We start from the raw sequence: 22964 nt of genomic DNA on the forward strand, positions 1-22964 counted from the left end.
AAACACGTGGCGAGCCGCAAACCGTGGACCGAGGCCCTGTGGGGGTACGCGTTCATCGCCCCCACCGGGCTCGGTCTGGCGATCTTCTACCTGTGGCCCGTCCTGCAGACCGCCTACTTCTCCTTCACCGAGTGGGGCGCGTTCGGCGGGCACACCTGGACGGGCCTGGAGAACTACACCCGCCTGTTCGGCGACCCCGAGGTGGGCCAGGCGGTGCTCAACACGCTCACCTACACCGTGCTGGGCCTGCTCGGCATCCCGCTGGCCATCGTGTTCGCCGCGCTGCTGAACCGGCCGGGGCTGGGCGGCGTGACCCTGTACCGCACGGCGTTCTTCCTGCCCGTGGTGACCATGCCGGTCGCGGTGGCGATGCTCTGGCGCTGGCTCTACAACGGCGACTACGGCCTGATCAACCAGGTGCTCTCGCTCGCCGGCATCGACGGCCCCAACTGGATCGCCGACCCGGCCACCGCCCTGTACGCGCTGATCGTGGTGGGCGTCTGGAGCAGCGTCGGCTACAACCTGATCATCTTCCTGGCCGGCATGCAGGCCATCCCCAAGGAGCTGTACGAGGCGGCGGCCATGGACGGCGCCGGCCGCGTCCGCCAGTTCTTCAGGATCACGCTGCCGATGTTGTCGCCGACCGCGTTCTTCATCTCGATCGTCTCGGTGATCGGCTCGCTGCAACTGTTCGACCTGGTCTTCGTGATGACCGGGTCCGGGCAGGCGGCGCGGGCCAACCCGGCGTACTCGCGGCTGCAGACCGTCGTGCAGCTCTTCTACGAGCGGGCCTTCGTCACCGACGACCGTGGCTACGCCGCCGCCATCGTGATGGCGCTGCTCGTGCTCATCGCGGTGCTGACGATCCTGCAGTTCAGGCTCCAGCGGAGGTGGGTGCACTATGTCTGAGCGACGCCCGCTGGGCGTGCACGCGGTGCTGATCATCTCGTCGCTGCTGATGGTGGCGCCGTTCGCCTGGCAGATCATCACCTCGCTCAAGACGCTCAGCAGCGCCACCGCCGTGCCGCCGACGTTCCTGCCCGAGGGGCGCTGGGACAACTACGCGAAGGTCTTCGACCTGCTGCCGTTCGGCGAGCAGTTCCTCAACACCGTGGTGATGGCCGCGGGGCGGGTGGCCGGGCAGGTGCTGTTCTGCTCGATGGCCGCCTACGCCTTCGCCCGGCTCCGCTTCCCCGGCAGGAACCTGCTGTTCGGCCTGTTCCTGTCGGTGCTCATGGTGCCGCCGCAGCTCTTCGTGATCCCGCAGTACCAGATCATGTCCGCGCTGGGCTGGCTGAACAGCATGCAGGCGATCATCGTGCCGGGGCTGTTCAGCGCGTTCGGGGTGTTCCTGCTGCGGCAGTTCTTCCTGGGCCTGCCGCGCGAGATCGAGGAGGCGGCGCGGCTCGACGGCGCGGGGCCGTGGCGGATCTACTGGTCGATCATGCTGCCGCTGGCCCGGCCGGGGCTGGTCGCGCTGGCCGTCCTCACGCTGCTGTGGGCGTGGAACGACCTCTTCTGGCCACTGGTGGTCAACACCGACCCCGAGAAGATGACGCTGTCGGCCGGGCTGGCCTCGCTCCAGGGGCAGTACCAGACCGACTACCCCGTCCTGATGGCCGGCTCGCTGATCGCCTCGCTGCCGGTGATCGCGGTCTTCGTCTTCCTGCAGCGGCAGTTCATCCAGGGCATCGCCCACACCGGGACGAAGGGTTGAGCCCGGCGAGAGCTGCGCCTCTCGCCGGGCCCACGTTCGCTACTTGATGACGACGGTGGTGAGCGCCCGCGGCTGGAGCGTCACCGTGCGGCCCGTCACGGCGGACGGGGTGAGGTCGTTGGTGTTGTCGGTGACGTACGCGGTCGCCCGCCCGTGCACGCCCTTCCACGTGACCGGCGCGGTGCCGGTGTTCAGCGCCACGATCACGCGCGAGCCGTCGGCGTTGCGGAACGCCGAGACCTTCAGCGCCGGGTCGGCCGCGCTCGCCTCCACCCGGACCGCGCCGGGCCGGATGAACCTGCTGTACGCCGCCAGCGCCCACAGCCGCTTCGACACGTGGTACTCCCTGGCCACCTCGTCGAGCTGGAGCAGCGCCCTGGTCGCGCCACGCGAGCCGCCCAGCCAGTAGACGTAGGCGCTGACGTCGCCCAGCGTGAGCGCGTCGTGCACGGCCTGCGCGATCGTGAAGCCGTCGTAGCCGCTGCCGTCGTCCCAGGCCTCGTTCCAGGTGTTGCCGTTGGGGTTCCACTCCGACATCCAGGTCTTCCTGTCCGTCGGGAGCGGGCCGTCCACGGGGCTGGCGTAGGTGTGGCCGGTGTGCGTCTTGACCCAGCGCCGGGCCTCGGGGTCGGCCTCGATCGCCGCCGTGTACGCCTTGGCCTCGTTCCAGCCGAACGAGTCGCAGCAGACCAGCCTGGTGTTCCTGGCGATCGGCCCGAGCACCTTGACGAACTCGGCGGCCTGCTCGGGGGTGAAGCGCATCGAGGCGTACGTGGCCGTCCAGTCGGGCTCGTTGGTGAACCCGAGGTCGGTGATCCTGATGCCTTCCCTGGCGTAGAACTTGGTGTAGGCGACCAGGTAGTTCGCGTACGCGCGCTGCCACTCGGGCAGGAGCGTGCCGCCGTTCTTGTCGTCGCCGTTGTCCTTCATGTAGCCGGGGGCGCTCCAGGCGTCGGCGAAGAAGCGCTTGACCCCGTACCGCTGGGCCTCCTTGGCCACCCAGACCTGGCTGTTGTCGTCGCCGTCCCAGACGTACTTCGGCGGGGCGTCAGGGCCGCCGGGGTTCTCGGGCTGGATCGACACCATGTGGTCGTACGGGCTGCCGGCGGGGGAGGAGCCGATGCCGAGCCGCAGGATGCTGAGCCCGGCCCCCTTGTTCCGGTCGAACCACAGGTCGAGGACCTCCCGCTGCTTGTCCGCCGGCAGGGCCTCGAGCAGCTCGTTGCGCCGGAACGCCTGGGAGATGCCGAAACCGTCGATCTCCTGGTGCCGGACGCGCTCGTTCACGGTGATGGCCGGGGGATCGGCGGGATGTGCCGGCTGCACCGCGGGCAAGCCCAGCAGGCCGATCGCGACGAGTCCTCGCAACATGGCGCCTCCGAAAGTTTCGGATACGTGACGATATATTTCGTCGATCGCCGGAACCGTAAGCGTCCGGAGGCGTTCCCGTCAACCATGATTCGTCAGGCCATGGCCCATCGGCCACGATCGCCCCCGGAGCCCGGGGGCGGTCGTGGCCGGCGCGTGACTACGGGACGGACTCGGCGCGTTCCTTGATGGTCAGCATCTGCCGGCGCACGGCGAGGAAGTCGCCGACGTCCTGCATCGCGAGGTACGTCGTGCCGCGCAGGCCCGGCTGCGCGCGGATGCGCACCCGGAAGATCATCCGTGTCCTGCCGTCCTCCAGGTCGCGCAGCGAGACGGAGCAGGTGGTGGTGGCGTCGGCGCCCCGCATGGCCAGCACCAGGGTCTGCGGCGGGTCGATCTGCTCCACCACGAAACCGGAGCCGGCGGACCCGCCCTGCAGCACGTCGCCGACCTTCAGCCCCTGCCGCTCCTCCTGGGCGGGTGGCTCCTCGTGCCCGCTCGTCGCGGGGCGGGGAGGGGAGCCGGGCTGGTAGCCGCCGAGCCGGACCAGCCAGGCCCAGACGGTGGCCGGGGACGCCTCGACGGTGATCGCCCTGGTGGCCTGGTACTGCGGCTGCCTGACGAGGTCGTCGCCCGGCATGTCCGCGTGGACCTCGCGGTCGTCGGCACCCCAGCGCAGGTGCCACGGGCGGACGGCGAGCACGTAACCCGCCGCCGTGCCGGCCGCCAGCCTGAACAGAGAGCGCGGCATGAACATGCGTACTCCTTCGTTTCGCCGGTGGGGACGTTCGATCAGCGACCCGTGACCATGGGCCGATCGTGCGGCATTGCGCTATTTCGCCGACTCAACCATATTTTCCGGTCACGTGAAATGGCGGAGATCAGATCTGACCGGGCTTCCAGAGCGTGAGACCGTACGTTTCCGCGATGGGGCGCCACGCCGCCGCGAAACGCGTTTTCGCCTTCTGCGCCGCCTCCGACCTGTCCAGGCCGCGCCGGTAGTCGCGGTCGCCCTCGACCGGCTCCGCGCAGCCCGACTCCACCTGCCGACCGGCCCAGGCCAGGAACGCGACGTCCGCGTCGTGGGAGGCGTCGAGCGCCTCGACCAGGGCGTCCTTGAGCCGGGCCCCGCCCTTCAGCGCGCCCACGGAGAGCGCCTGGGCGGTGGCGAGCTGGTCGCGGCGGCTGACGGTGATCTCGCGGATGGCCTCCACGGCGTCGCGGTCGCACCGGGTGGCGCCGGCGATGGCGTCGGGCAGGCTGGAGCGGGCGTCGCTGCTGCCCGCCAGCAGCTCCTCGATCGCCTCGGCCTGCTGCCTGGCCGCCCGCCCCGAGGAGCTGCCGGTCGCCGGCGTGGGCGAGGCCGCGCCGTCGCCGGTCTCCCCGGCCTCGGGCTCGTCCCCCGCGCCGGTCTCCGCGCCGGTCTCAGAGCCTGTCTCCGGATCGGTCTCAGAGCCTGTCTTCGGGCCGGTCTCCGAGCCGGTCTTCTGGTCGGTCTCCGGGCCGGCCTTCGGACCGGTCTCCGGGCTGCTGGGGGCGACGCCCTGGCCCGCGCCGGTGTTCTGGATCGGCTGCGAGGGGTTGGCGGTCACGATCCACCAGGTCAGGACGAAGGCGAGGAGGGCCACGGCCAGGCTGATCAGCACCGGGGCGCGCCGCCAGGCCGGTGGCCCCCGCCGCAGCCGCGCGGGCTCCGGGCCGGGGGCCCAGGAGGCGGCGGGCTGTTCCTGGGGGTCTTGCTGGGCGCGGCATCGCGGACACTGGGCCAGGGTGCCGACGTGTGATCCGCAGCGCTGGCAGAAGCGGTTCGAACCCGGTTCGTATGCCAAAGCACCTCCCGGAATATCCCAAGAAAATGGGTCAAAATGCTGTTTGCCCGACTCGTGGATAGTTCCTCGCTTTTCCGGTCAGGACGAGCGTATTTGAAATAACGCGAGCCCGGCGCTCTCGTCACTCAAATGCTCTCGCCCGGCACGGAAATGGCGGGCCGCCCAGCGCCGGGCGGCCTGCCCGGCCCCGGGCGGCCCGCCACGGACGCCTCAGCGGCCGAAGCAGATCGTGCGGCCCGCCTTCACCCGGTCCGCCTTGTACATCACCTGGTCGATCGTCGCCCCCTCGCCGTCCACCAGGATGATCGTGTCCCCCTCGTTGCCGAGCCGCACCGCCGAGTCGAGCTTCACCCGCAGGGCGGCGCCACCCTCGATGGTGCCGGTCAGGGCCTTGCGGCCGCCGCCGGCGTCCGTCAGGGCCCAGCCGCTCAGATCGCACGTGCCGGGCGTGAGGTTCATGAGCGTGACGGTCTCGTTGCCGCGGTCGGCGCCCGCCGGGTCGGGCAGGGCGGCCACGATGACCACGTCCCCGGCGGCGACGAGCGGCGGCTTCACCGGGGCGCCCGGCGGCGCGGGGTCCGGGCTGATGATGAAGTCCTCGGGCCACATCGTGAGCTGGATCTGCTGCCCCGACCCCCTGACCACGTCGTGCAGGTTGCCGCGTTCGAGCCGGGGGATCAGGAACAGCTCGTCGTCCCGGTTGACCGGGTCCGCGCGCAGCCAGGCGTCGAAGCCGTCGAAGTCGGTGAACCCCGCCGCGAGGTACGGCACGATGCGCCGGAACAGCTTCGGCCAGACCACCAGCCGCTCCAGCCCGCTCAGATCCCGTACGGTGGCCGCGCCGTTGGGGTCGGCGGTCGAGCGGGGCCAGAGGCCGATGGCCTTGCGCCGGGCCGCCTGCGACACCTCCGCCAGATGCGTGCGCAGCTCGGCGGGCAGCGTGGCGTAGAAGGCCGGGTAGACCAGCCCGGCGGCCAGCAGTTGCGCGTTGACGGAACGGTCCACCAGCGGCCCGTCCACGAACACGGTGGTGCCGTCCGCCCCCTGGTGATCCCCGGCGTAGCCGAACGCGATCAGCCGGCCGTTGCCGTCGATGCCGTTGGTGAGCACGTGGCCGCGGACGGAGTCCTGGTCGGCCGAGCGCACCCTGTTCGGCAGGTCCTCCCAGAAGCGCACGTTCGTGAAGCCGAGCAGGCGCAGCAGCTCGTCGCGGGCCGCGTTCGCCCCTTCGAGCTCCTGGTGGGTCTCGGCGAAGTGCGTCTCCAGCGCGTCGACGGCCTCCAGCCGTACGGAGATGCCGCGGGCGTTGATGTTCGGCGGCCGGCCGGAGCGCCGCGGCAGCGCCTCGACCAGGGCGGGCGAGTCGGGCAGGAACTTGACGGTGTCGCCGTCCGGTTCGGGGCCCTGGCGCGGCAGATCCGGATACCGGATCACGAAGCTGCCGCGTAACAGTGTGTAGCTCATGGAGTCCCCCCATGCGAGCTGGTGATGGTCCCCCGACGGGTAGCCAGCGGAGCGTAACTCGCATAAGGGGCAGCGTCCATGTAGTGCGGCAAAGCGGTCAGCGGTACACGGCGACGGCGGCCTCGGCGACCAGCGTGTCCACGATCTCCACCAGCTCGGCGACAGGCGGTCCCGCCGCCGCCGCGATCTCGCGCAGCCGGGCGACCAGCCGGTTCCCCGGCTGGTCGAGGTAGAGCTCCGACTCCAGCCGCAGCACCGCCACCAGCCCGCACAGCCCGGCGCAGCGCGCGTCGGGCGGTTTCCAGCCCTCGACCGCCGAGCGCACCCCCGAGGAGGCCCGCACGACCGAGGCGATGTCGGCGAGCTCGTAACGCGTGTACGGCAGCACGCCCATGCGCCGCTTGCTCACCCGGACGAGCACCCCCGAGTCGAGCAGGCCCTCGCGGGTGCGGTCGTAGACGCCGTCCGCCGCCGCCCGCTTGAGCTCCGACCTGGGGTCGGCCGGTGCTTGCCGGCCCGCGAGCAGCAGATCGAGCAGGGCGGCGCCGGCCAGCCCGAGTGCCAGCGACGACTGGTGGATGAGCAGCCTGCCGGCCTGATCGTGGGCGATCAGGTACAGGTCGTGGTGGAGCGGCAGCCGGTCCATCAGTCGGGGACGCCCCGCTTCAGGCGTTCGGGCCCGTCGGACATGCCTTGCAGCGCCGGGGGGCGGCCGAGAGCGTACAGGGTGATCAGCACCAGGACGCCGAGGCCGAGCCAGACCAGGCCGAGCACCTGGGCGAGCACGTTCGCGTTGATCACGACGAAGACCAGGATCCCGGCCCCGGCCAGCGGCGCGACCAGATGCGACCACACCTTGTCCGAGCCGTTGCGGAGCGAGTAGTGCACGATCACCGACACGTGCAGCACGATGAACGCCACCATGGCCCCGATGTTGATCAGGCTGGACAGCAGGGCGACGCCGTCCTCGCGGGTGGACATCCAGATGCCGACGCCGATCGAGAGCAGGCTGACGAGCATGATGGCGTTGGCCGGCACGGAGTGCCTGACCGACACCTTGGCCAGGAACGACGGCAGTTGCCTGTCGCGCGCCATCGCGTACAGCAGCCGCGAGACCGCCACCTGCGCGACCATCGTGTTGGCCAGCCCCCACGACAGCGCGGTGGCGAACGAGGTGACGTGCCTGAGCCATTCACCGCCGGCCACGGCGGCCGCGTCGTAGAAGGCCGTGTCGCTGGGCTGGTTCAGCAGCCCTCCCGGGTCGGGCACGAGCAGCGCGGCGACCCAGACCTGCACGATGAACAGCACGCCCGCCAGCAGCAGCGCCACCCGCATGGCCCTGCCCACCTGGGCTGAGCCGCCGGTGGACTCCTCCACCAGCATGCTGATCCCGTCGAAGCCGAGGAAGGACAGGACGGCCACCGAAACCGCCGCGAACACCACCGGCCAGGAGAAGGAGTCCGCGTTGAACAGCGGGGAGAGGCTGAAGCCGTTGCCCCTGCCCTGGAGCAGCGCCCAGAGACCGATCAGGAGGAACAGCGCCAGCACCACCAGCTCGAACACGATCATGATTCGGGTGAGCTTGACCGTCATCCGGATGCCGCGCAGGTTGATCACCGTGTTGACGGCCACGAAGATGAGCAGCCAGGCCCAGACGGGCACGTCCGGCACGCTCGCGTTCATGGCCACGGACGCCACGAGGTAGAGCAGGCAGGGGACGAGGATGTAGTCCAGCAGGATCATCCATCCGGTCATGAACCCGACCGGCGGGGCGATGCCGCGCCCGGCGTAGTTGTAGACCGAGCCCGACAGGGGGAACGCCTTGACCATCTGCGCGTAGGACGCGGCGGTGAACAGCAGCGCGATCATCCCGACGAGGTACGCCAGGACCGGCATGCCGCCGGACTCCGCATAGACGGTGCCGAAGATCGCGAAGGGTGCGATGGGCACCATGAACGCCAGGCCGTAGAACACGAGGTCGGTCAGCCCGACCCCGCGACGTAACTCCTGCCGGTAACCGAACTGCTCAATGTTCTGTTGTGTGCGCACGACAGGCCTCTCCAGTCGTCATGCAAGGGGCGGGGGGTTCGATTCCGAGATCCTTTCGCAGCCCGGGGCCGCCTCGCAAGAGCGCCGCGGACGTGCCGATGCGGCAGTCTGAAGGGCATGGACCTGCTCATCGCCGAAGAACTTCTGCTGCTCGGCTACACGCCGAAGGGCAAGCCGCTGGTCAACCTGGAGCTGCTTGACTACACGCTCAGCGCGGGCGTGCTCGCCGAGCTCATGATCCTGTCCCGGATCGAATTACGCGACGGGCGGATCGTCGTGACGGACTCCGCTCCCGCCGGCGACACCGAGCTGGACCAGACCCTCGACCGGCTCTCCATGCGCGAGCAGCCGCCGCCGTTCGAGGACTGGTGGCCCGTCATGTACACGCCCGAGCGGCGGGTGCGCCTGCTGGAGCGGCTCGCCCGGCGCGGCGCGATCACCGCCGAGACCCGGACGTACCTGAAGCTGATCAAGGAGGAGCTGTTCCCCGAGGCCGACCCGGCTGCCCGCGAGTCGGTACGGCGGCGCGTGCTCGCCGCGCTGGAGCCGGGGGCGGCCGAGCCCGACCGGCGCACGGTGGCGCTCGTCTCGCTGGCGCACGCCGCGCGGCTCGTCGCCAAGGCGCTGCCGAAGGCGGACCGCAGGCGGGCGGCCGAGCTGGCCGCCCGCGACCGGCTGGGCGGCCTGGTCGCGGTGGCGTTCGAGCAGGCCGCCGGCGAGAGCGTGGGCAAGCTGGTCAGGGGTGGTGGCCTGGCCGGCTGACCCGCGGCCGGGCGCGTCCGGCGGGCCCGATCAGGGGGGCGTGTGTGGCAGGCCCGATCAGGCGGGCGTGTGCGGCAGGCCCGATCAGGCGGGCGTGGCCGGCGGGCCCGATCAGCCCAGCCTGGTCTGCAGGCCGTCGAGGACGCGCTGGAGCCCGTACTCGAAGGTCTCCTCGTTGCTGCTGGAGGTGTCGCCGCCGCGCTGCGCGGCGTAGCGGGCACGCAGGCGCGGGAAGTCCTGGACCGCCCGCTCGGCCGCGGGCCACAGCCTCTCGGTCCACTCCTGCTCGCTCTGCCCGCTGCGCGCGACCATGGACAGCCAGGCGGCCTCGCCGGTCGAGACCCCCACCACGTACGCCGTGACCGTGGTCACGGCCATGTCGGCCTCGGCCGGCGGGAACCCGGCGTCCTCCATCACGCCCAGCATGAACTCGCTCTGCCGCAGCATGTTGGGCCCGAGATAGGCCAGCCCCGCCTCGCCGAGCTTGGCGGCCAGCCACGGGTGGCGCAGGATCGTCGCGCGCAGGGCGCGGGCCACCTCGCTCATCGTCGCCCGCCACTCGCCGGTGCCGGGCAGCGGCAGCTCGCCGTGGACGGCGTCGAGCGCCAGCTCCAGCAGCTCGTCCTTGTTGGCCACGTGGCGGTAGAGCGAGGTGGCGCCGGCGCCGAGCCGGCTGCCCAGGCGGCGCATGCTGAGGTTGTCGGCGCCCTCCTCGTCGAGCAGGCGCACCGCCTCTGCCACGATGCTCTCGCGGGTGAGCAGCGGCTGCTGGCGCTCCTTGCGCGGGCGGGCCCACACCGAGGGGATCTGCTTGTCGTCTTCGGGCATGAGGGGCTCCTTTCTCCCCCCTACCTTAGGGTACAGCGTGCGCGACATGCGTACACCGGACACCATCTACGCCTACCGCTGCGCGTGCTGCGGTGAGCACCTGGCTCAGTGCTTCATCTTCCGCGTCGCGGGGCCGTAGCCGAGCGTGCCCATCATCCCCTGCTCCTGGTGGTAGAGGTTGTGGCAGTGGAACATCCACTCGCCGGGGTTGTCGGCGCGCACGTCGATGTTCAGGCGCTCGCGCGGCAGGATGTTCACGGTGTCCTTGCGCGGCCCCCGCGGGCCCGACGACGTCCGCACCTGGAAGGTGTGGCCGTGCAGGTGCATCGGGTGCCACATGGGCGACTGGTTGTCGAGCACGATCCTGATCGTCTCGCCGCGCTCCACCTGCAGGCGCATCGGGTCGGCGGCCAGGCGGTCGTTGAGCGTCCACTCGTTGCCCGACGGTCGCATGCCGAGCGTCACGGTGACGCTCCTCGACGGGCGCGGGAGCGTGTCCGCCTGCCGGGAGGTGAGGTCGGCGTACCGCAGCATGCGCTGGGACAGCTCGCGCAGCCGCACGTCGCTGCGGGGCGCCGCCGCCCGGGGCGAGGTGCGCACGATCGCGAACGCCCGCGCCCGCTTCCCCTCCGCCTCCGCCACCAGCGGGAACGCCCCGTCGTCGAGCCGGACGAGGAAGTCGTAGCGCTCGCCCATGCCGATGAGGAACGTGTCCACGGCGACCGGCGCGCACGGGAACCCGTCGGTGTGCGTCACGGCCATGCGGTGGCCGCCCAGCGCCACCCGGAACGCGGTGTCGGCCGCCGCGTTGATCACCCGGAACCTGACGAGCCGCCCCGGCTTGCTGACGAACACCTCCGGCGTCTCCGCCGCCCGGCCGTTGACCAGATGGTACGGATGGCGCAGCTCGCCCACGACGCCGCCGAGCAGGGTGCTGCGCAGCGTGTCGTCGTGCGCGGTGCTGGCGTTCAGCCGCCGCAGCGCGTCGTCCGGGGTGCCGCCCACGCCGTCCACCCAGTCGTCGAGCACGACCGTGAACTCCTGGTCGTAGCCGAGCGGCTCGTGCGGGTCGGCCACGATCAGCGGGCCGTACAGGCCGCGGTCGTTCTGCATGCCGACGTGCGAGTGGTAGAAGTACGTGCCCGGGTCGGGGACGGTGAACACGTAGTCGAAGGTCCCGCCCGGCGGGACCGCCTTCTGCGTGTAGCCGGGGGCGCCGTCCATGCGGGCGTCGAGCCTGATGCCGTGCCAGTGCACGGTGGTCTCCGCGGGCAGGCCGTTGACCAGCTTGGCGCGTACGAGCCCGCCGGCCGTGGCCTCGATGCGCGGGCCGGGGAGCAGGCCGTCGTAGGTCCAGGTGGTGACGGTGCGCGGGCCGATCGAGACCTTGGCGGGCTTGGCCCGCAGCACCGCGCCCCGGTGCGGCCTCCTGGCCGTGGCACCTGCCGCCGGGCGGCCTGCCGCCACTGGAACCGCGCCTGCCAGCGCGGCGAACATGCCGGTCACGAACAACCTGCGGGACAAGCCCCGATACGAACCATTCATTGCGGATCCCCCCATTCACCTGGCAAGGTAACGGAGAGTGATCACGAATGCCGCGCGCCACGCTGCAGATCGACCAGGTCCTGGCGGCGCCGTGGAGCCGCGCACTCCCAGGGCCGCAGGGAGGGGGAAGCGGCGGCCGGGCCCACCGGGACGGCGAGCCGGGAACTCACCTATTGATCGGGCGGCCGGTGCGAAATATGGTGTTAATCGTTTAACACCGGCCAGCGGCCAACAGATGAAGACTTCCCTTCCTCCTGCCTGTATCCCGAGGTCCAGCGATCAGAATCCACCATAATCCTGTAGGGAATGCTAGGTTATTCGACTAACATGAGACCAACAGCGCGACAAGTGGCCGAGCTGGCGAACGTGTCAGTGGCGACCGTCTCCTACGTCCTCAGCGGCAAGGACCGTCCCGTCGCCGCCGAGACCAGGAAGCGGGTGCTCGACGCCGCCAGGCAGCTCGGCTACACCCCCAACCAGGCGGCCAGGAGCCTGCGCAAACGCCGCACCCAGCGCGTCTGCCTGGTGCTGAGCTCGTTCGGTGGCGTGCCCACCGACGCGCGGCTGGCCACGGACCTGCACGAGATGGCCGACGCGCGCGGCTACTCGGTGGTCACGCTCTCCGTCTACGACGAGGCCCGCGCCCAGGCGGCCGTCGAGGTGCTGCGCGGCGGCATCGCCGACGGCGCGCTGATCCGCCTCACCGGCGGCAACCTGGAGCACGGCCTGCTCGGCGGGCTGGCCGACACCGGGCTGCCGATGGTGGTGATGAGCAACGGCAGCGGGCTGGAGGGCTGTGACGTCGTCCGCACCCCCGAGATGGAGGCGTGCGCCGAGGCCGTCGAGCACCTGCTCACCACCGGCAGGCGGCGCGTGGCGTTCATGGGGCAGCGGTACGAGGTCTACAGCGACAAACCCGAGGGACGGCTGCTCGGCTACCTCACCGCCCTGGAACGGCACGGCGTGACCGAGCGCGTCGTCACCGGCGGCGCGGACGATCGCGTGGCCGCGTACCAGACGGCCACCGAGCTGCTCAGCTCGCCCGACCGGCCCGACGCCATCTTCGCCGCCTCCGACCGGGCGGCGATCAGCGCGATCTGGGCCGCCAGGGACCTCGGGCTCAGCGTGCCGGGCGACGTCGCGATCGTCGGTGTCGGCAACATCGACGAGGGTCTCATCAGCAATCCGCAGCTCAGCACCGTCGGTCCGCTCCGCCACGACTACACCGACGTCGTACGCCTGCTCTTCGACCGCCTCCAGGCCGAGGAGCCGCCACCCGCCCGCGAGATCGTCCGCTCGTGGACCTTCGTGCGGCGGGGCTCGTCCTAGAAGGGAATCCCCCAGATGTCCTCCCACCCCTCACGCCGTGACCTGTTCCGCCTCGCCGGGGCCGCCGCCGCCGTCCCGGTCCTGTCGTCGTGCGCGGGCGCGCCGGCCACGCAGAGCGCCGTGCCGGGCACCTTCACGGTCTACTGGAACGCCGGCCACGACTACCAGGCCTACCGCAAGGTGATCGCCGAGTTCGAGCAGGCCAACAAGGTCAAGGTCAACCTGCAGAAGTACCAGTGGCCCGACCTGCGGACCAGGCTGCTGGCCGACTTCGCCTCCGGCACCGTGCCCGACCTGGTGGAGGAGCCCGGCGGGTGGGTGCAGGAGTTCGCCGTGTCCGGCAACGCGCGCTCGCTGCAGGACTTCGTCGACCGCGACGGCCAGGCGATGGGCTTCCCCGCCGACTGGCAGCCGGTGACCGTGGAGCGCAACTCGTACCAGGGCAAGGTCTACGGGGTCCAGCTCCACCTGACCTGCAACACCCTCGTCCACAATCAGGGCATGCTGCGCGAGGCCGGCGTGGAGGTGCCGACCACCTGGGAGGAGTTCCTCGACGCGGCCAGGAAGCTGACCAAGGACGGCGTGTACGGCGTCGCGCTCAACCAGGACTACACCTACATGTGGCCGTGGATGGTACAGGCCGGCGTCACCCCGTACGACCTGGAGACCAAGGCGATCATGGAACCGCGCGCGGACGCGGTCGCCGCCCTGCAGTTCCAGGCCGATCTCGTCCACAAGCACAAGGTGGCCCCCGTGCCGACGGCGGGCACCGACTACTCCGGCCCGCAGAAGCTGTTCTCCGCCAAGCGCGCCGCGATGATCTTCACGGGACCGTGGGACCTCGACCCCATCAGGAAGACCAGCGCCGACATCGAGCTCGGCGTCGCGCCGCCGCTGAGGAACAAGACGGCGGCCACCCAGGCGGCCGGCGTCAGCATGTTCGTGCCCGCCAAGGCCACCAGGCCCGAGCTGTCGTGGGACTTCATCAAGCGCATCACGGCCCTGCGGGTCGAGCAGGCCGCCACCAAGGAGACCGGCATGCTCATGCCGCGCAGGTCGTGGGTGGACCTGCCCGAGGTGCAGTCCGACCCCGTCACCAAGGTCTTCGCCGACGCGCTGCCCACCGCCAGGGACTCCTCCCAGGAGGTGCGCCTGACCGGGCAGCTCGGCAAGTGGGAGGAGCAGCTCAAGGTCATGTACCAGCAGGTGCTCATCCAGAACAAGCCGGCCGCCGAGGCGCTCGACGCCTTCGTCAAGGCGGCGGAGGGCTTCCTCAAGTGAGGGCCCGCACGCTTCAGGGCCGCCATGCCAGGACGGCCTACCTGTTCCTCCTCCCGGCGATCCTGTTCTTCGCGGCCTTCTTCTACCTGCCGATCGGCAACGTGGTGGCCACCGGCTTCCGTACCGGGCCGATGGCCGACCAGTGGACGGGCCTGGGCAACTACACCCAGGCCCTGGCCGACCCGGCCGTGCGGCACTCGTTCCTGGTCACGGCGGGCTTCTCGGTGATGGTGGTGATCGGCTCGATCGTGCTCGGGCTGGCCCTGGCGCTGGCCATCGACCAGCCGCTCAAGGGGCGGGTGGTGTTCCGGGTGGTGCTGCTCGTGCCGTACCTGACCTCCGTCGCGATCGTCGGGCTGCTGTGGCGCAACATCCTCGACCCCGAGCTCGGCGTGCTGAACCGGGTGCTGATGGCGGCCGGCCTGCCCGCGCAGCAGTGGCTGAACACCGCGCCGCTGCTCACGATCGCCGTCGTCACGCTCTGGCAGAGCGTCGGCTACACGATGGTGCTGTTCCTGGCCGGGCTGCAGGGCATCCCGGAGACGTACCACGAGGCCGCGAAGATCGACGGGGCGGACGCCTGGCACCGTTTCTGGCGGATCACGCTGCCGCTGCTCGCGCCGACCACGCTGTTCGTGTCGGTGATGGCGGTCATCTCGGGGCTGCAGGCGTTCGGGCAGGCGTACATCATCACCGGCGGCGGCCCCGGCGACGCCACCGACCTGTCGGTCTTCCACATCTTCAACGTCGCCTTCCGCACCAGGGACTTCGGCTACTCCTCGGCGCAGTCGGTGCTGCTGCTGATCGTGATCGTGGTGTTCACCGTGATCCAGCTCAGGGCCGGGCGGCGCGGGGAGGTGACGTACTGATGCTGCGCAAGCCGCTGCTCTACACGGTGCTCGGGCTGGCCTCGCTGATCACGGTCGTGCCGCTGCTCTACATGCTCTCGCTGTCCCTGCAGACGGAGGCCGAGACGCTGTCGGCCGAGGCCGTGCTCGTGCCGGAGTCGCCGCAGTGGGGCAACTACGCCGAGCTGTTCACCAGGGCGCCGTTCGGCGACTTCATCGTCAACAGCCTGGTCGTCGCCGGGGCCATCACGCTGGCGCACCTGGTGTTCGACCCGCTCGTCGGGTACGTGTTCGCCAAGTTCCGCTTCCCGCTGCGCAACACGCTGTTCGTGGCGCTGCTGGCCACGCTGATGGTGCCGTTCTTCGTGCGGATGATCCCGCTGTACGTGCTCATGGCCAACCTGGGCTGGCTGAACACCTACCAGGGGCTCATCACGCCGTTCCTGATGGACGCGTTCGGCATCTTCCTCATGCGGCAGTTCATCCAACCCATCCCCGACGACCTGATCAACGCGGCGCGCATCGACGGGGCCTCCGAGCTGCGCGTCTACTGGAGCGTCATCCTCCCGCAGACGCGGCCCGCGCTGGCCGTGCTCGGGCTGTTCACGTTCGTCTTCCAGTGGAACGAGTTCCTCTGGCCGCTGGTCGCCACGTCCACGCCCGAGATGCGCACCATCCCGGTCGGGCTCACCCTGTTCAACCAGGAGTACTTCACGCTGTGGCACCTCACGGCCGCCGGCTCGGTGATCCTCTTCGTGCCCACCGCCGTCCTGTTCGTCCTCACCCAGAGATACTTCGTCCGGGGCATCGCCCTGACCGGCCTGAAATAAGGAGTCTTCCGTTTTGCGCCCGAACGTGATCGTCGTCTTCACCGACCAGCAGCGGTGGGACACCGTCGGCCCCTTCACCCCGAACCTCGACGCCATGGCCAGGCGCGGCACGCAGGCCACGGTCGCGCTCACCCCGCAGCCGGTGTGCGCCCCCGCCCGTGCGGCGATCCAGACGGGCCGCTACCCGACCACGACCGGCGTCTACCGCAACGGCCGCGTGCTGCCCCCCGAGGAGCGCACGCTGGCCCACCACTTCGGCGCGGCCGGCTACGCCACCGGCTACATCGGCAAGTGGCACCTGGCCGGCACCGAGCCGGTACCCGAGGACCGGCGCGGCGGCTACCGGTCGTGGCTGGCCGCCAACGCCCTGGAGCACACCTCCGACGCGTACCGGACCATCGTCTACGACGAGGCGAACGAGCCCGTCCTGCTGCCCGGCTACCGCTCCGACGCGCTCGTGGACGCGGCGGTCCGCTTCGTGGCCGACCACGCCGGCGAGCCGTTCTACCTGTTCCTGTCGTTCCTGGAGCCGCACCACCAGAACGAGGTGGACAACTACCCGGCCCCCGACGGCTACGAGGAGCGCTACCAGGGCCGCTGGATGCCGCCGGACCTGGCCGCGCTCGGCGGCACCGCCCACCAGCACATGGGCGGCTACCTCGGGCAGGTCAAGCGCCTGGACGAAGGGCTCGGGCGGCTGCTGGACGCGCTGCGCAGCATGGACCTGCTGGACGACACGATCGTGGCGTACACCTCCGACCACGGCAACCACTTCAAGACGCGCAACGGCGAGTACAAGCGTTCCTGCCACGACGCGTCCCTGCGCGTGCCGCTCGCGCTGCGCGGCCCGGGCTTCGACGGCGGCGGCGCCATCTCCCGCCCGGTCAGCACCCTCGACCTGCCGCCCACGCTGCTGGAGGCGGCCGGGTTGCCGGTGCCCTCCGACATGCAGGGGCGCTCGTTCCTGCCGCTGGTGCGCGACCCGCGGGGCGCGTCCTGGCCCGAGGAGGTGTTCTTCCAGGTGAGCGAGTCGGAGGTGGGGCGCGGGATCCGTACGTCGCGGTGGAAGTACTACGCCGTCGCCGAGGACGCCCACCCCTGGGACGACCCGGGCGCGCCCGCCTACCGCGAGCAGGCCCTGTACGACCTGGAGAACGACCCGCACGAGCTGGTGAACCTGGCGGGGTACGCCTCGCACGTGGGGGTGGCCGCGCAGCTGCGGGAGCGGCTGGTGCGGCGGATCGCCGAGGCCGAGGGGTCTTCGCCGGCCATCGAGCCCGCGGTGGTGCGGGCGGGGCGCGAGCAGGCGATGCCCGACCCGGAGGTCCGCCTCCGCGGCCCCGAGCCCGTCCGGTACGGCCACCAGCCCCGCCCCGCCTCCTGACCGGCCGGGATACGGCCCTTCCGCCAAGAATCAGGCCAAAGGCGCAGATGCCCCGAAACGCATGAATGGGTCACGTGGTAGGGAAGAGTGACCACGTATCCGTTGCATCACGGACCCTGGAACGTCGCACGTCGAGGTGAGGAACCGCATGTCCATTTCGCTCCCGTCCACCGGCACGCTGGCCATCGGCGGCAAGACCGTGCACCGCCTCGGCTACGGGGCCATGAGCCTGACGGGGCCGGGCGTCTGGGGGCCGCCCGCCGACCGCGACGCGGCCGTCCGGGTGCTGCGCCGGGTCGTCGAGCTGGGCGTGAACTTCATCGACACGGCCGACTCGTACGGCCCGTACGTCAACGAGGAGCTCATCCGCGAGGCCCTGCACCCGTACCCGGAGGGGCTGCTGATCGCCACCAAGGCCGGCTTCGTCCGCACCGGGCCCAGCCAGTGGCACCCGGTGGGGCGGCCCGAGTACCTGCGGCAGGAGGTCGAGATGAGCCTGCGCAGGCTCGGCGTGGACCGGCTCGACCTGCTGCAGCTCCACCGCATCGACCCGAAGGTCCCGCTGGAGGACCAGGTCGGCGAGCTCGGCGCGCTCCGCGACGAGGGCAAGATCGCCGAGATCGGCCTGTCGGAGGTGAGCGTGGAGGAGCTGGAGCGGGCGCGGCGCGTCACCGGCATCGTCTCCGTGCAGAACCGCTACAACCTCACCAACCGCTTCTCCGAGCCGGTCCTCGACCACTGCACGGAGCAGGGCATCGTCTTCATCCCCTACAGCCCCGTCGCCAAGGGCGCCCTGACGGGGCCGGGCAGCCCGGTGGAGCACGTGGCCAAGGCGCTCGGCGCCACGCCGTCGCAGGTCAGCCTGGCCTGGCTGCTGGCCAGGTCGCCGATGGTGCTGCCGATCCCCGGCACGTCCTCGATCGCGCACCTGGAGGAGAACCTGGGCGCCTCGACCGTGGGGCTGACGGCCGAGCAGCTGAGCGAGCTGGGCTGAAGGGAAGGGCCGGCCCCCAGGCGCGGAGGGCCGGCCCCGGTCTTTCAGCGGGTTAGCCCAGGCCGTTCCGCATGGCCGTGATCAGCTCGCCGTTCGTCGTGTCGCCGCTGAGCTCCCAGAAGAACGCGCCGCCGAGGCCCTGGTTCTTCGAGTAGCTCATCTTGCCGCCGATCGTGGCCGGCGTGTCGTAGCTCCACCACTGGTTGCCGCAGTGCGCGTACGCCGTGCCCGCGACCGTGCCCGTGGCCGGGCAGCGGGTCTTGAGCACCTTGTAGTCCTCGATGCCCTGCTCGTACGTGCCCGGCGCGGGACCCGTGGCCGTGCCGCCGGGCGCGGCCTGCGTGACGCCGGTCCAGCCGCGGCCGTAGAAGCCGATGCCGAGCAGCAGCTTGCTCGCCGGCACGCCCTTGCTCCTGAGCTTCTGGATCGCGCTGTCGGAGTGGAAGCCGGCGATCGGGATGCCGTTGTAGGAGGTGAGCGGCGAGTGCGGGGCCGTCGGGCCCTGGGCCGCCCAGGCGCCGAAGAAGTCGTAGGTCATGACGTTGTACCAGTCGACGTACTGCGCCGCGCCGCCGTAGTCGGCCGCGTCGATCTTGCCGCCGTCGGTGCCGTCGGCGGTGATCGCGGCGGTGACCAGGTTGCCGGAGCCGAAGCGGGCGCGCAGCGCCGACATCAGGTTCCTGAACGCGGCCGGGCCGCTGGTGTCGCAGGTCAGGCCGCAGGCGTTCGGGTACTCCCAGTCGATGTCGATGCCGTCGAACACGTCGGCCCAGCGCGGGTCCTCGACCAGCCGGTAGCAGGACTCGGCGAACGCGGCCGGGTTCTGCGCGGCCTGGCCGAAGCCGCCGGACCAGGTCCAGCCGCCGAAGGAGAAGAGCACCTTCAGGTTCGGGTACTTCTTCTTGAGCTTGCGGAGCTGGTTGAAGTTGCCGCGCAGCGCGCCGGCGTCCCACGTGTCGGCGACGCCGTCGACGCTCTCGCCCGCCTGGTAGAAGCGGTCGTAGTCGGCGTAGCTGTCGCCGATCGTGCACTGGCCGTTCTGCACGTTGCCGAAGGCGTAGTTGATGTGGGTGAGCTTGGCCGCCGAGCCGCTGGTGTCGATGTTCTTGACGTGGTAGCCGCGCTGGTAGACACCCCACTGCACGAAGTAGCCGAGCACCTTGTTCCCGCCGCCGCCGTTGCCGCCCGTGGTCGTGGCGGTGATGGCGTTGCCGGCGGCGGAGCGGTTGCCGGCGGCGTCGCGGGCGCGGACGGTGTAGCTGTAGGCGGTGTTGGCGGTTAGGCCGGTGTCGGTGTGGGTGGTGCCGGTGACGGTGGTGACGAGGGTGCCGCCGCGGTAGATCTCGTAGCCGGTGACGGCGACGTTGTCGGTGGAGGCGTCCCAGGCGAGGGTGACGCTGGTGTTCGAGACGCCCGTGGAACGGAGGTTGCCCGGCACGGTCGGCGCGGTGGTGTCCGTGCCGCCGCCGCCCGTGGTGGTGGCGGTGATGGCGTTGCCGGCGGCGGAGCGGTTGCCGGCGGCGTCGCGGGCGCGGACGGTGTAGCTGTAGGCGGTGTTGGCGGTCAGGCCGGTGTCGGTGTGGGTGGTGCCGGTGACGGTGGTGACGAGGGTGCCGCCGCGGTAGATCTCGTAGCCGGTGACGGCGACGTTGTCGGTGGAGGCGTCCCAGGCGAGGGTGACGCTGCTGTTGGAGACGCTGGTGGAGCGGAGGTTGCCCGGCACGGTCGGCGCGGTGGTGTCCGTGCCGCCGCCGGTCGCGACCTTCCACAGGGCCGGCACGTTCGGGGGCTCCCAGCCGGGCTGGGAGGTGTGGGCCTGCAGGCATTCGTACTCGACGCCGTTGTACGTGACGCGCGCTCCCGCCGCGTACGCCGTCCAGGCCGCCCAGTCGGCGGCGGCGATCCGCACGGCCGAGGAGGCGGAGGCCGTCGGCGGGGCGACGACCGCCGCGGTGAGCGGCAGCGCCAGCGCCGCCAGCCCGGCGAGGACCTTGCTCAGGATGGTGTGTCTCATGATGCTCCGACATCCGTTGGGGGGTGTATGGGGGGTGGGATGCCTAGGAAACTATTAGTAAAGTTTCCTTTTAGTTATGGGCCGACGGTATCCCCACCCTGCGGAACGAGTCAATACATGTCGCTCAGATCGTGAAATCGCCCAGTAAAGCGGAGTAGTGCTTCGTGCGCGCCGATAACGGTTGCGGAACGGACACTGACGTTCCGTACGCGCATCCCTCAGCATGGGGGTGTGGCAGGGATGACCGCCTGGCGGCGGGAAGCTGAACGCCGGGGGCCGTACGTCGCCCGCGCGGTGGCGGAGCTGAGGTCGTGGCCGGCGCTGGCGGTGAGCGACGGCCGGCGCGGCACGACGTTCGCCGTGCACGGCACCGAGATCGTCCGGCTCACCGGCCGCGACGAGGTGCGGGTGCGCCTGACGGCCCCGGCCATCGACCGGCTGCGGCCCTACCTGAGCACGTGCGAGCAGGTGCAGGCGTGCGAGGACCAGGCCTGGGTGGCCGTGTACGTGGACGCCGAGCCGGACCTGGAGCTGCTGCTCGCGCTGACCAGTGTGGCGATCAAGGCGCACGTGCCCTGAGAGGCGTGACGGCCCGCCGGGTGGGGGAGGTTGCTGGGTGGCGGCGAACCCCGGAGGAGGTCGGTCATGGCGGTGTTACTGCTCGGGACCCTCGACACGAAGGGCGCGGAGTACGCCTTCGTCCGTGACCTCGTCGCGGCGGCGGGGCAGGAGGTCGTGCTGCTCGACGCGGGCGTCATGGGCGATCCGGCCCCGGGCGCGGGCCCGGCTGCCGGCGTCGCGGGCCCGGTCCCCGACATCGGCGCGGAGGCCGTCGCGGAGGCGGGCGGCACCAGCCTCGATCGGCTCAGGAGCGACGGCGATCGCGGCGCTGCCCTGGGGGTGATGGCCGCCGGGGCCGCGAAGATCGTCCGGGACCTGTGGGAGCGCGGCCGGGTGAGCGGCGTGCTGGCGCTCGGCGGCAGCGGCGGCTCCTCGATCGCGGCGGCCGCCATGGCGGCGCTGCCCGTCGGGGTGCCCAAGCTGCTGGTCTCCACCATGGCAAGCGGCGACGTGACGCCCTACGTGGGGCAGAGCGACGTGACGCTCATGTACAGCGTCGTCGATGTCGCGGGGATCAACGCGATCTCCCGCCCGATCCTGGGCAACGCGGCGGCGGCGATCGCCGCGATGGCCGCCGCCTGCGACGCGCGCCGCCGCGAGGCACCCCGTGGCGACAGGCCCCTGGTCGCGGCCACCATGTTCGGCGTGACCACGCCCGCCGTGAACGCCGCCAGGGCCCGGCTCGAGGAGCTGGGCTACGAGGTCGTCGTCTTCCACGCCACCGGCTCGGGCGGCCGCGCCATGGAGGCGCTGGTCAGGGACGGGTATTTCGCCGGGGTGCTCGACCTGACCACCACCGAGCTGGCCGACGAGCTCGTGGGCGGCGTGCTGTCGGCCGGGCCCGGGCGCCTGACCGCCGCGGGGGCGGCCGGCGTGCCGCAGGTCGTCAGCCTGGGCGCGGTGGACATGGTGAACTTCGGGCCGGTGGAGAGCGTGCCCGAGCGGTTCGGGCAGCGGCGGCTGCTGGTGCACAACCCGACCGTGACCCTGATGCGGACGACGGCGCAGGAGTGCGCCGCGATCGGCAGGGAGATCGGCGCGAAGCTCGCCGCGGCGACCGGGCCGGTGGCGCTGTTCGTGCCACGCGGCGGCGTCTCGGCCGTGGACGTCGCAGGCGGCCCGTTCCACGACCCGGAGGCCGACGCCGCCTGCTTCGCGGCCGTGCTGGAGTCGGTGGCGGGCGGCGACGTCCAGGTGGTGGAGAGCGAGGACGACATCAACCAGCCCCGGTTCGCGGTCGCCGCCGCCGACCGGCTGCACGAGCTGATCCAGAAAGGGGCGGCATGAACCGCGACGAGGCACTCGGCAGGCTCAGGGCCGAGCGGAAGGCCGGCCGGCTCGTCATCGGGGCGGGCGCGGGCACCGGGCTGTCCGCCAAGGCGGCCGAGATCGGCGGCGTGGACCTGATCATCATCTACAACTCGGGCCGGTTCAGGATGGCCGGGCGCGGCTCGCTGGCGGGGCTGCTGCCGTACGGGGACGCCAACGCGATCGTGGTCGAGATGGCCGGCGAGGTGCTGCCGGTCGTCAAGGACACCCCCGTGCTGGCCGGCGTCTGCGGCACCGACCCGTTCCGGCTCATGCCGCACTTCCTCGACCAGCTCAAGGCCATGGGATTCACCGGCGTCCAGAACTTCCCCACCGTCGGCCTCATCGACGGCGTCTTCCGGGCGAACCTGGAGGAGACCGGCATGAGCTTCGACCTGGAGATCGAGATGATCCGGCTGGCCGCCGAGCGCGGCCTGCTCACCGCCCCGTACGTGTTCACCCCCGAGCAGGCCACGGCCATGGCGCGGGCGGGCGCCGACATCATCGTGCCGCACATGGGCCTGACGACCAAGGGCAGCATCGGTGCCAGGACCGCCCTCACGCTGGACGAGTCCGCCGTGCGCGTCCAGGAGATGCGCGACGCCGCCGTGGCCGTGAACCCCGACGTCATCGTCCTGTGCCACGGCGGCCCCATCGCCGAGCCCGACGACGTCGCCTACATCCAGGCGCGCACCGTCGGCGTCGCGGGCTTCTTCGGCGCCTCCTCCATGGAGCGCCTGCCCGCCGAGCGGGCCATCGCCGACCAGTTGCGCGCCTTCAAGGCCCTCTAGAG

The 22964-nt window shown here is 71.1% G+C and carries 21 protein-coding genes; 12 read left to right on the forward strand and 9 right to left on the reverse strand.

The features are described from left to right. The first annotated feature begins 6 nt into the window (after positions 1–6). Both AB0I79_RS12825 and AB0I79_RS12830 read left to right on the forward strand, forming a co-directional pair. Positions 7–909 carry a sugar ABC transporter permease gene (locus tag AB0I79_RS12825; RefSeq protein WP_357871125.1) on the forward strand — a complete coding sequence of 301 codons (903 nt, stop codon included), beginning with the start codon at positions 7–9 and terminating at the stop codon, positions 907–909. After that, the gene (locus AB0I79_RS12830; RefSeq protein ID WP_357871128.1) at positions 902–1717 is read left to right on the forward strand and encodes a carbohydrate ABC transporter permease; all 816 of its coding nucleotides are present in this window, start codon (positions 902–904) and stop codon (positions 1715–1717) included. Before AB0I79_RS12825 ends, AB0I79_RS12830 begins: the two co-directional genes overlap by 8 nt. A gap of 39 nt (positions 1718–1756) precedes the next feature. Here the strand turns inward: AB0I79_RS12830 and AB0I79_RS12835 are convergent, their stop codons facing one another. The 6 genes from AB0I79_RS12835 to AB0I79_RS12860 all read right to left on the reverse strand — a co-directional run bounded on the left by AB0I79_RS12835 (position 1757) and on the right by AB0I79_RS12860 (position 8427). Next, complete coding sequence (locus AB0I79_RS12835; protein WP_357871131.1) at positions 1757–3088, reverse strand: glycoside hydrolase; 1332 nt, start codon at positions 3086–3088, stop codon at positions 1757–1759. Positions 3089–3245: 157 nt separating this feature from the next. After that, positions 3246–3836 (reverse strand): SRPBCC family protein, encoded by a 591-nt coding sequence (locus AB0I79_RS12840; protein ID WP_357871134.1) that lies wholly within the window; start codon positions 3834–3836, stop codon positions 3246–3248. A 130-nt stretch (positions 3837–3966) separates the two neighbouring features. Then, positions 3967–4914 carry a hypothetical protein gene (locus AB0I79_RS12845; protein ID WP_357871137.1) on the reverse strand — a complete coding sequence of 316 codons (948 nt, stop codon included), beginning with the start codon at positions 4912–4914 and terminating at the stop codon, positions 3967–3969. Between the two features lie 210 nt (positions 4915–5124). Then, on the reverse strand, positions 5125–6378 hold the full coding sequence (locus AB0I79_RS12850) for a lamin tail domain-containing protein (RefSeq protein WP_357871140.1): 1254 nt from the start codon (positions 6376–6378) through the stop codon (positions 5125–5127). 97 nt (positions 6379–6475) lie between these two features. Beyond that, positions 6476–7024, reverse strand: coding sequence for a GPP34 family phosphoprotein (locus AB0I79_RS12855; protein ID WP_357871143.1), 549 nt, complete (start codon positions 7022–7024; stop codon positions 6476–6478). Then, positions 7024–8427, reverse strand: coding sequence for an APC family permease (locus AB0I79_RS12860; protein ID WP_357871145.1), 1404 nt, complete (start codon positions 8425–8427; stop codon positions 7024–7026). The genes AB0I79_RS12855 and AB0I79_RS12860 overlap by 1 nt, the downstream gene beginning before the upstream one ends. 117 nt (positions 8428–8544) lie before the next feature. Between AB0I79_RS12860 and AB0I79_RS12865 the strand changes: the two genes are divergently transcribed. Further along, positions 8545–9189: a GPP34 family phosphoprotein gene (locus tag AB0I79_RS12865; protein WP_357871148.1), complete on the forward strand. Its 645-nt coding sequence runs from the start codon at positions 8545–8547 to the stop codon at positions 9187–9189. Between the two features lie 111 nt (positions 9190–9300). On the opposite strand, the gene AB0I79_RS12870 is transcribed toward AB0I79_RS12865, so the two are convergent. Next, the gene (locus AB0I79_RS12870) at positions 9301–10017 is read right to left on the reverse strand and encodes a TetR/AcrR family transcriptional regulator (RefSeq protein ID WP_357871151.1); all 717 of its coding nucleotides are present in this window, start codon (positions 10015–10017) and stop codon (positions 9301–9303) included. Positions 10018–10122: 105 nt separating this feature from the next. After that, entirely contained in the window at positions 10123–11541 is a 1419-nt protein-coding gene (locus tag AB0I79_RS12875; RefSeq protein ID WP_357871154.1) for a multicopper oxidase family protein, read from the reverse strand. Between the two features lie 348 nt (positions 11542–11889). Between AB0I79_RS12875 and AB0I79_RS12880 the strand changes: the two genes are divergently transcribed. The 6 genes from AB0I79_RS12880 to AB0I79_RS12905 all read left to right on the forward strand — a co-directional run bounded on the left by AB0I79_RS12880 (position 11890) and on the right by AB0I79_RS12905 (position 18228). Continuing rightward, the gene (locus tag AB0I79_RS12880) at positions 11890–12891 is read left to right on the forward strand and encodes a LacI family DNA-binding transcriptional regulator (RefSeq protein ID WP_357871157.1); all 1002 of its coding nucleotides are present in this window, start codon (positions 11890–11892) and stop codon (positions 12889–12891) included. A 15-nt stretch (positions 12892–12906) separates the two neighbouring features. Further along, positions 12907–14172 (forward strand): sugar ABC transporter substrate-binding protein, encoded by a 1266-nt coding sequence (locus tag AB0I79_RS12885; RefSeq protein WP_357871160.1) that lies wholly within the window; start codon positions 12907–12909, stop codon positions 14170–14172. Then, positions 14169–15041, forward strand: a complete 873-nt coding sequence (locus AB0I79_RS12890; RefSeq protein WP_357871162.1) for a sugar ABC transporter permease — start codon at positions 14169–14171, stop codon at positions 15039–15041. Before AB0I79_RS12885 ends, AB0I79_RS12890 begins: the two co-directional genes overlap by 4 nt. After that, entirely contained in the window at positions 15041–15850 is an 810-nt protein-coding gene (locus AB0I79_RS12895) for a carbohydrate ABC transporter permease (protein ID WP_357871165.1), read from the forward strand. The genes AB0I79_RS12890 and AB0I79_RS12895 overlap by 1 nt, the downstream gene beginning before the upstream one ends. 13 nt (positions 15851–15863) lie before the next feature. Further along, positions 15864–17234, forward strand: a complete 1371-nt coding sequence (locus AB0I79_RS12900; protein ID WP_357871168.1) for a sulfatase-like hydrolase/transferase — start codon at positions 15864–15866, stop codon at positions 17232–17234. A 148-nt stretch (positions 17235–17382) separates the two neighbouring features. Further along, complete coding sequence (locus tag AB0I79_RS12905; protein WP_357871171.1) at positions 17383–18228, forward strand: aldo/keto reductase; 846 nt, start codon at positions 17383–17385, stop codon at positions 18226–18228. Between the two features lie 52 nt (positions 18229–18280). On the opposite strand, the gene AB0I79_RS12910 is transcribed toward AB0I79_RS12905, so the two are convergent. Next, positions 18281–20242 (reverse strand): glycosyl hydrolase family 18 protein, encoded by a 1962-nt coding sequence (locus AB0I79_RS12910; protein WP_357871174.1) that lies wholly within the window; start codon positions 20240–20242, stop codon positions 18281–18283. 240 nt (positions 20243–20482) lie between these two features. Here AB0I79_RS12910 and AB0I79_RS12915 point away from each other — a divergent pair, with 240 nt between their 5' ends. The 3 genes from AB0I79_RS12915 to AB0I79_RS12925 all read left to right on the forward strand — a co-directional run bounded on the left by AB0I79_RS12915 (position 20483) and on the right by AB0I79_RS12925 (position 22962). Next, positions 20483–20821 (forward strand): luciferase family protein, encoded by a 339-nt coding sequence (locus tag AB0I79_RS12915; protein WP_357871649.1) that lies wholly within the window; start codon positions 20483–20485, stop codon positions 20819–20821. A 66-nt stretch (positions 20822–20887) separates the two neighbouring features. Continuing rightward, positions 20888–22150, forward strand: a complete 1263-nt coding sequence (locus AB0I79_RS12920; RefSeq protein WP_357871176.1) for a Tm-1-like ATP-binding domain-containing protein — start codon at positions 20888–20890, stop codon at positions 22148–22150. Beyond that, on the forward strand, positions 22147–22962 hold the full coding sequence (locus AB0I79_RS12925) for a phosphoenolpyruvate hydrolase family protein (RefSeq protein WP_357871179.1): 816 nt from the start codon (positions 22147–22149) through the stop codon (positions 22960–22962). Before AB0I79_RS12920 ends, AB0I79_RS12925 begins: the two co-directional genes overlap by 4 nt. The last annotated feature ends 2 nt before the right edge of the window (positions 22963–22964 follow it).

The organism is Nonomuraea sp. NPDC050202 (assembly GCF_040656115.1).
Lineage (GTDB): Bacteria > Actinomycetota > Actinomycetes > Streptosporangiales > Streptosporangiaceae > Nonomuraea.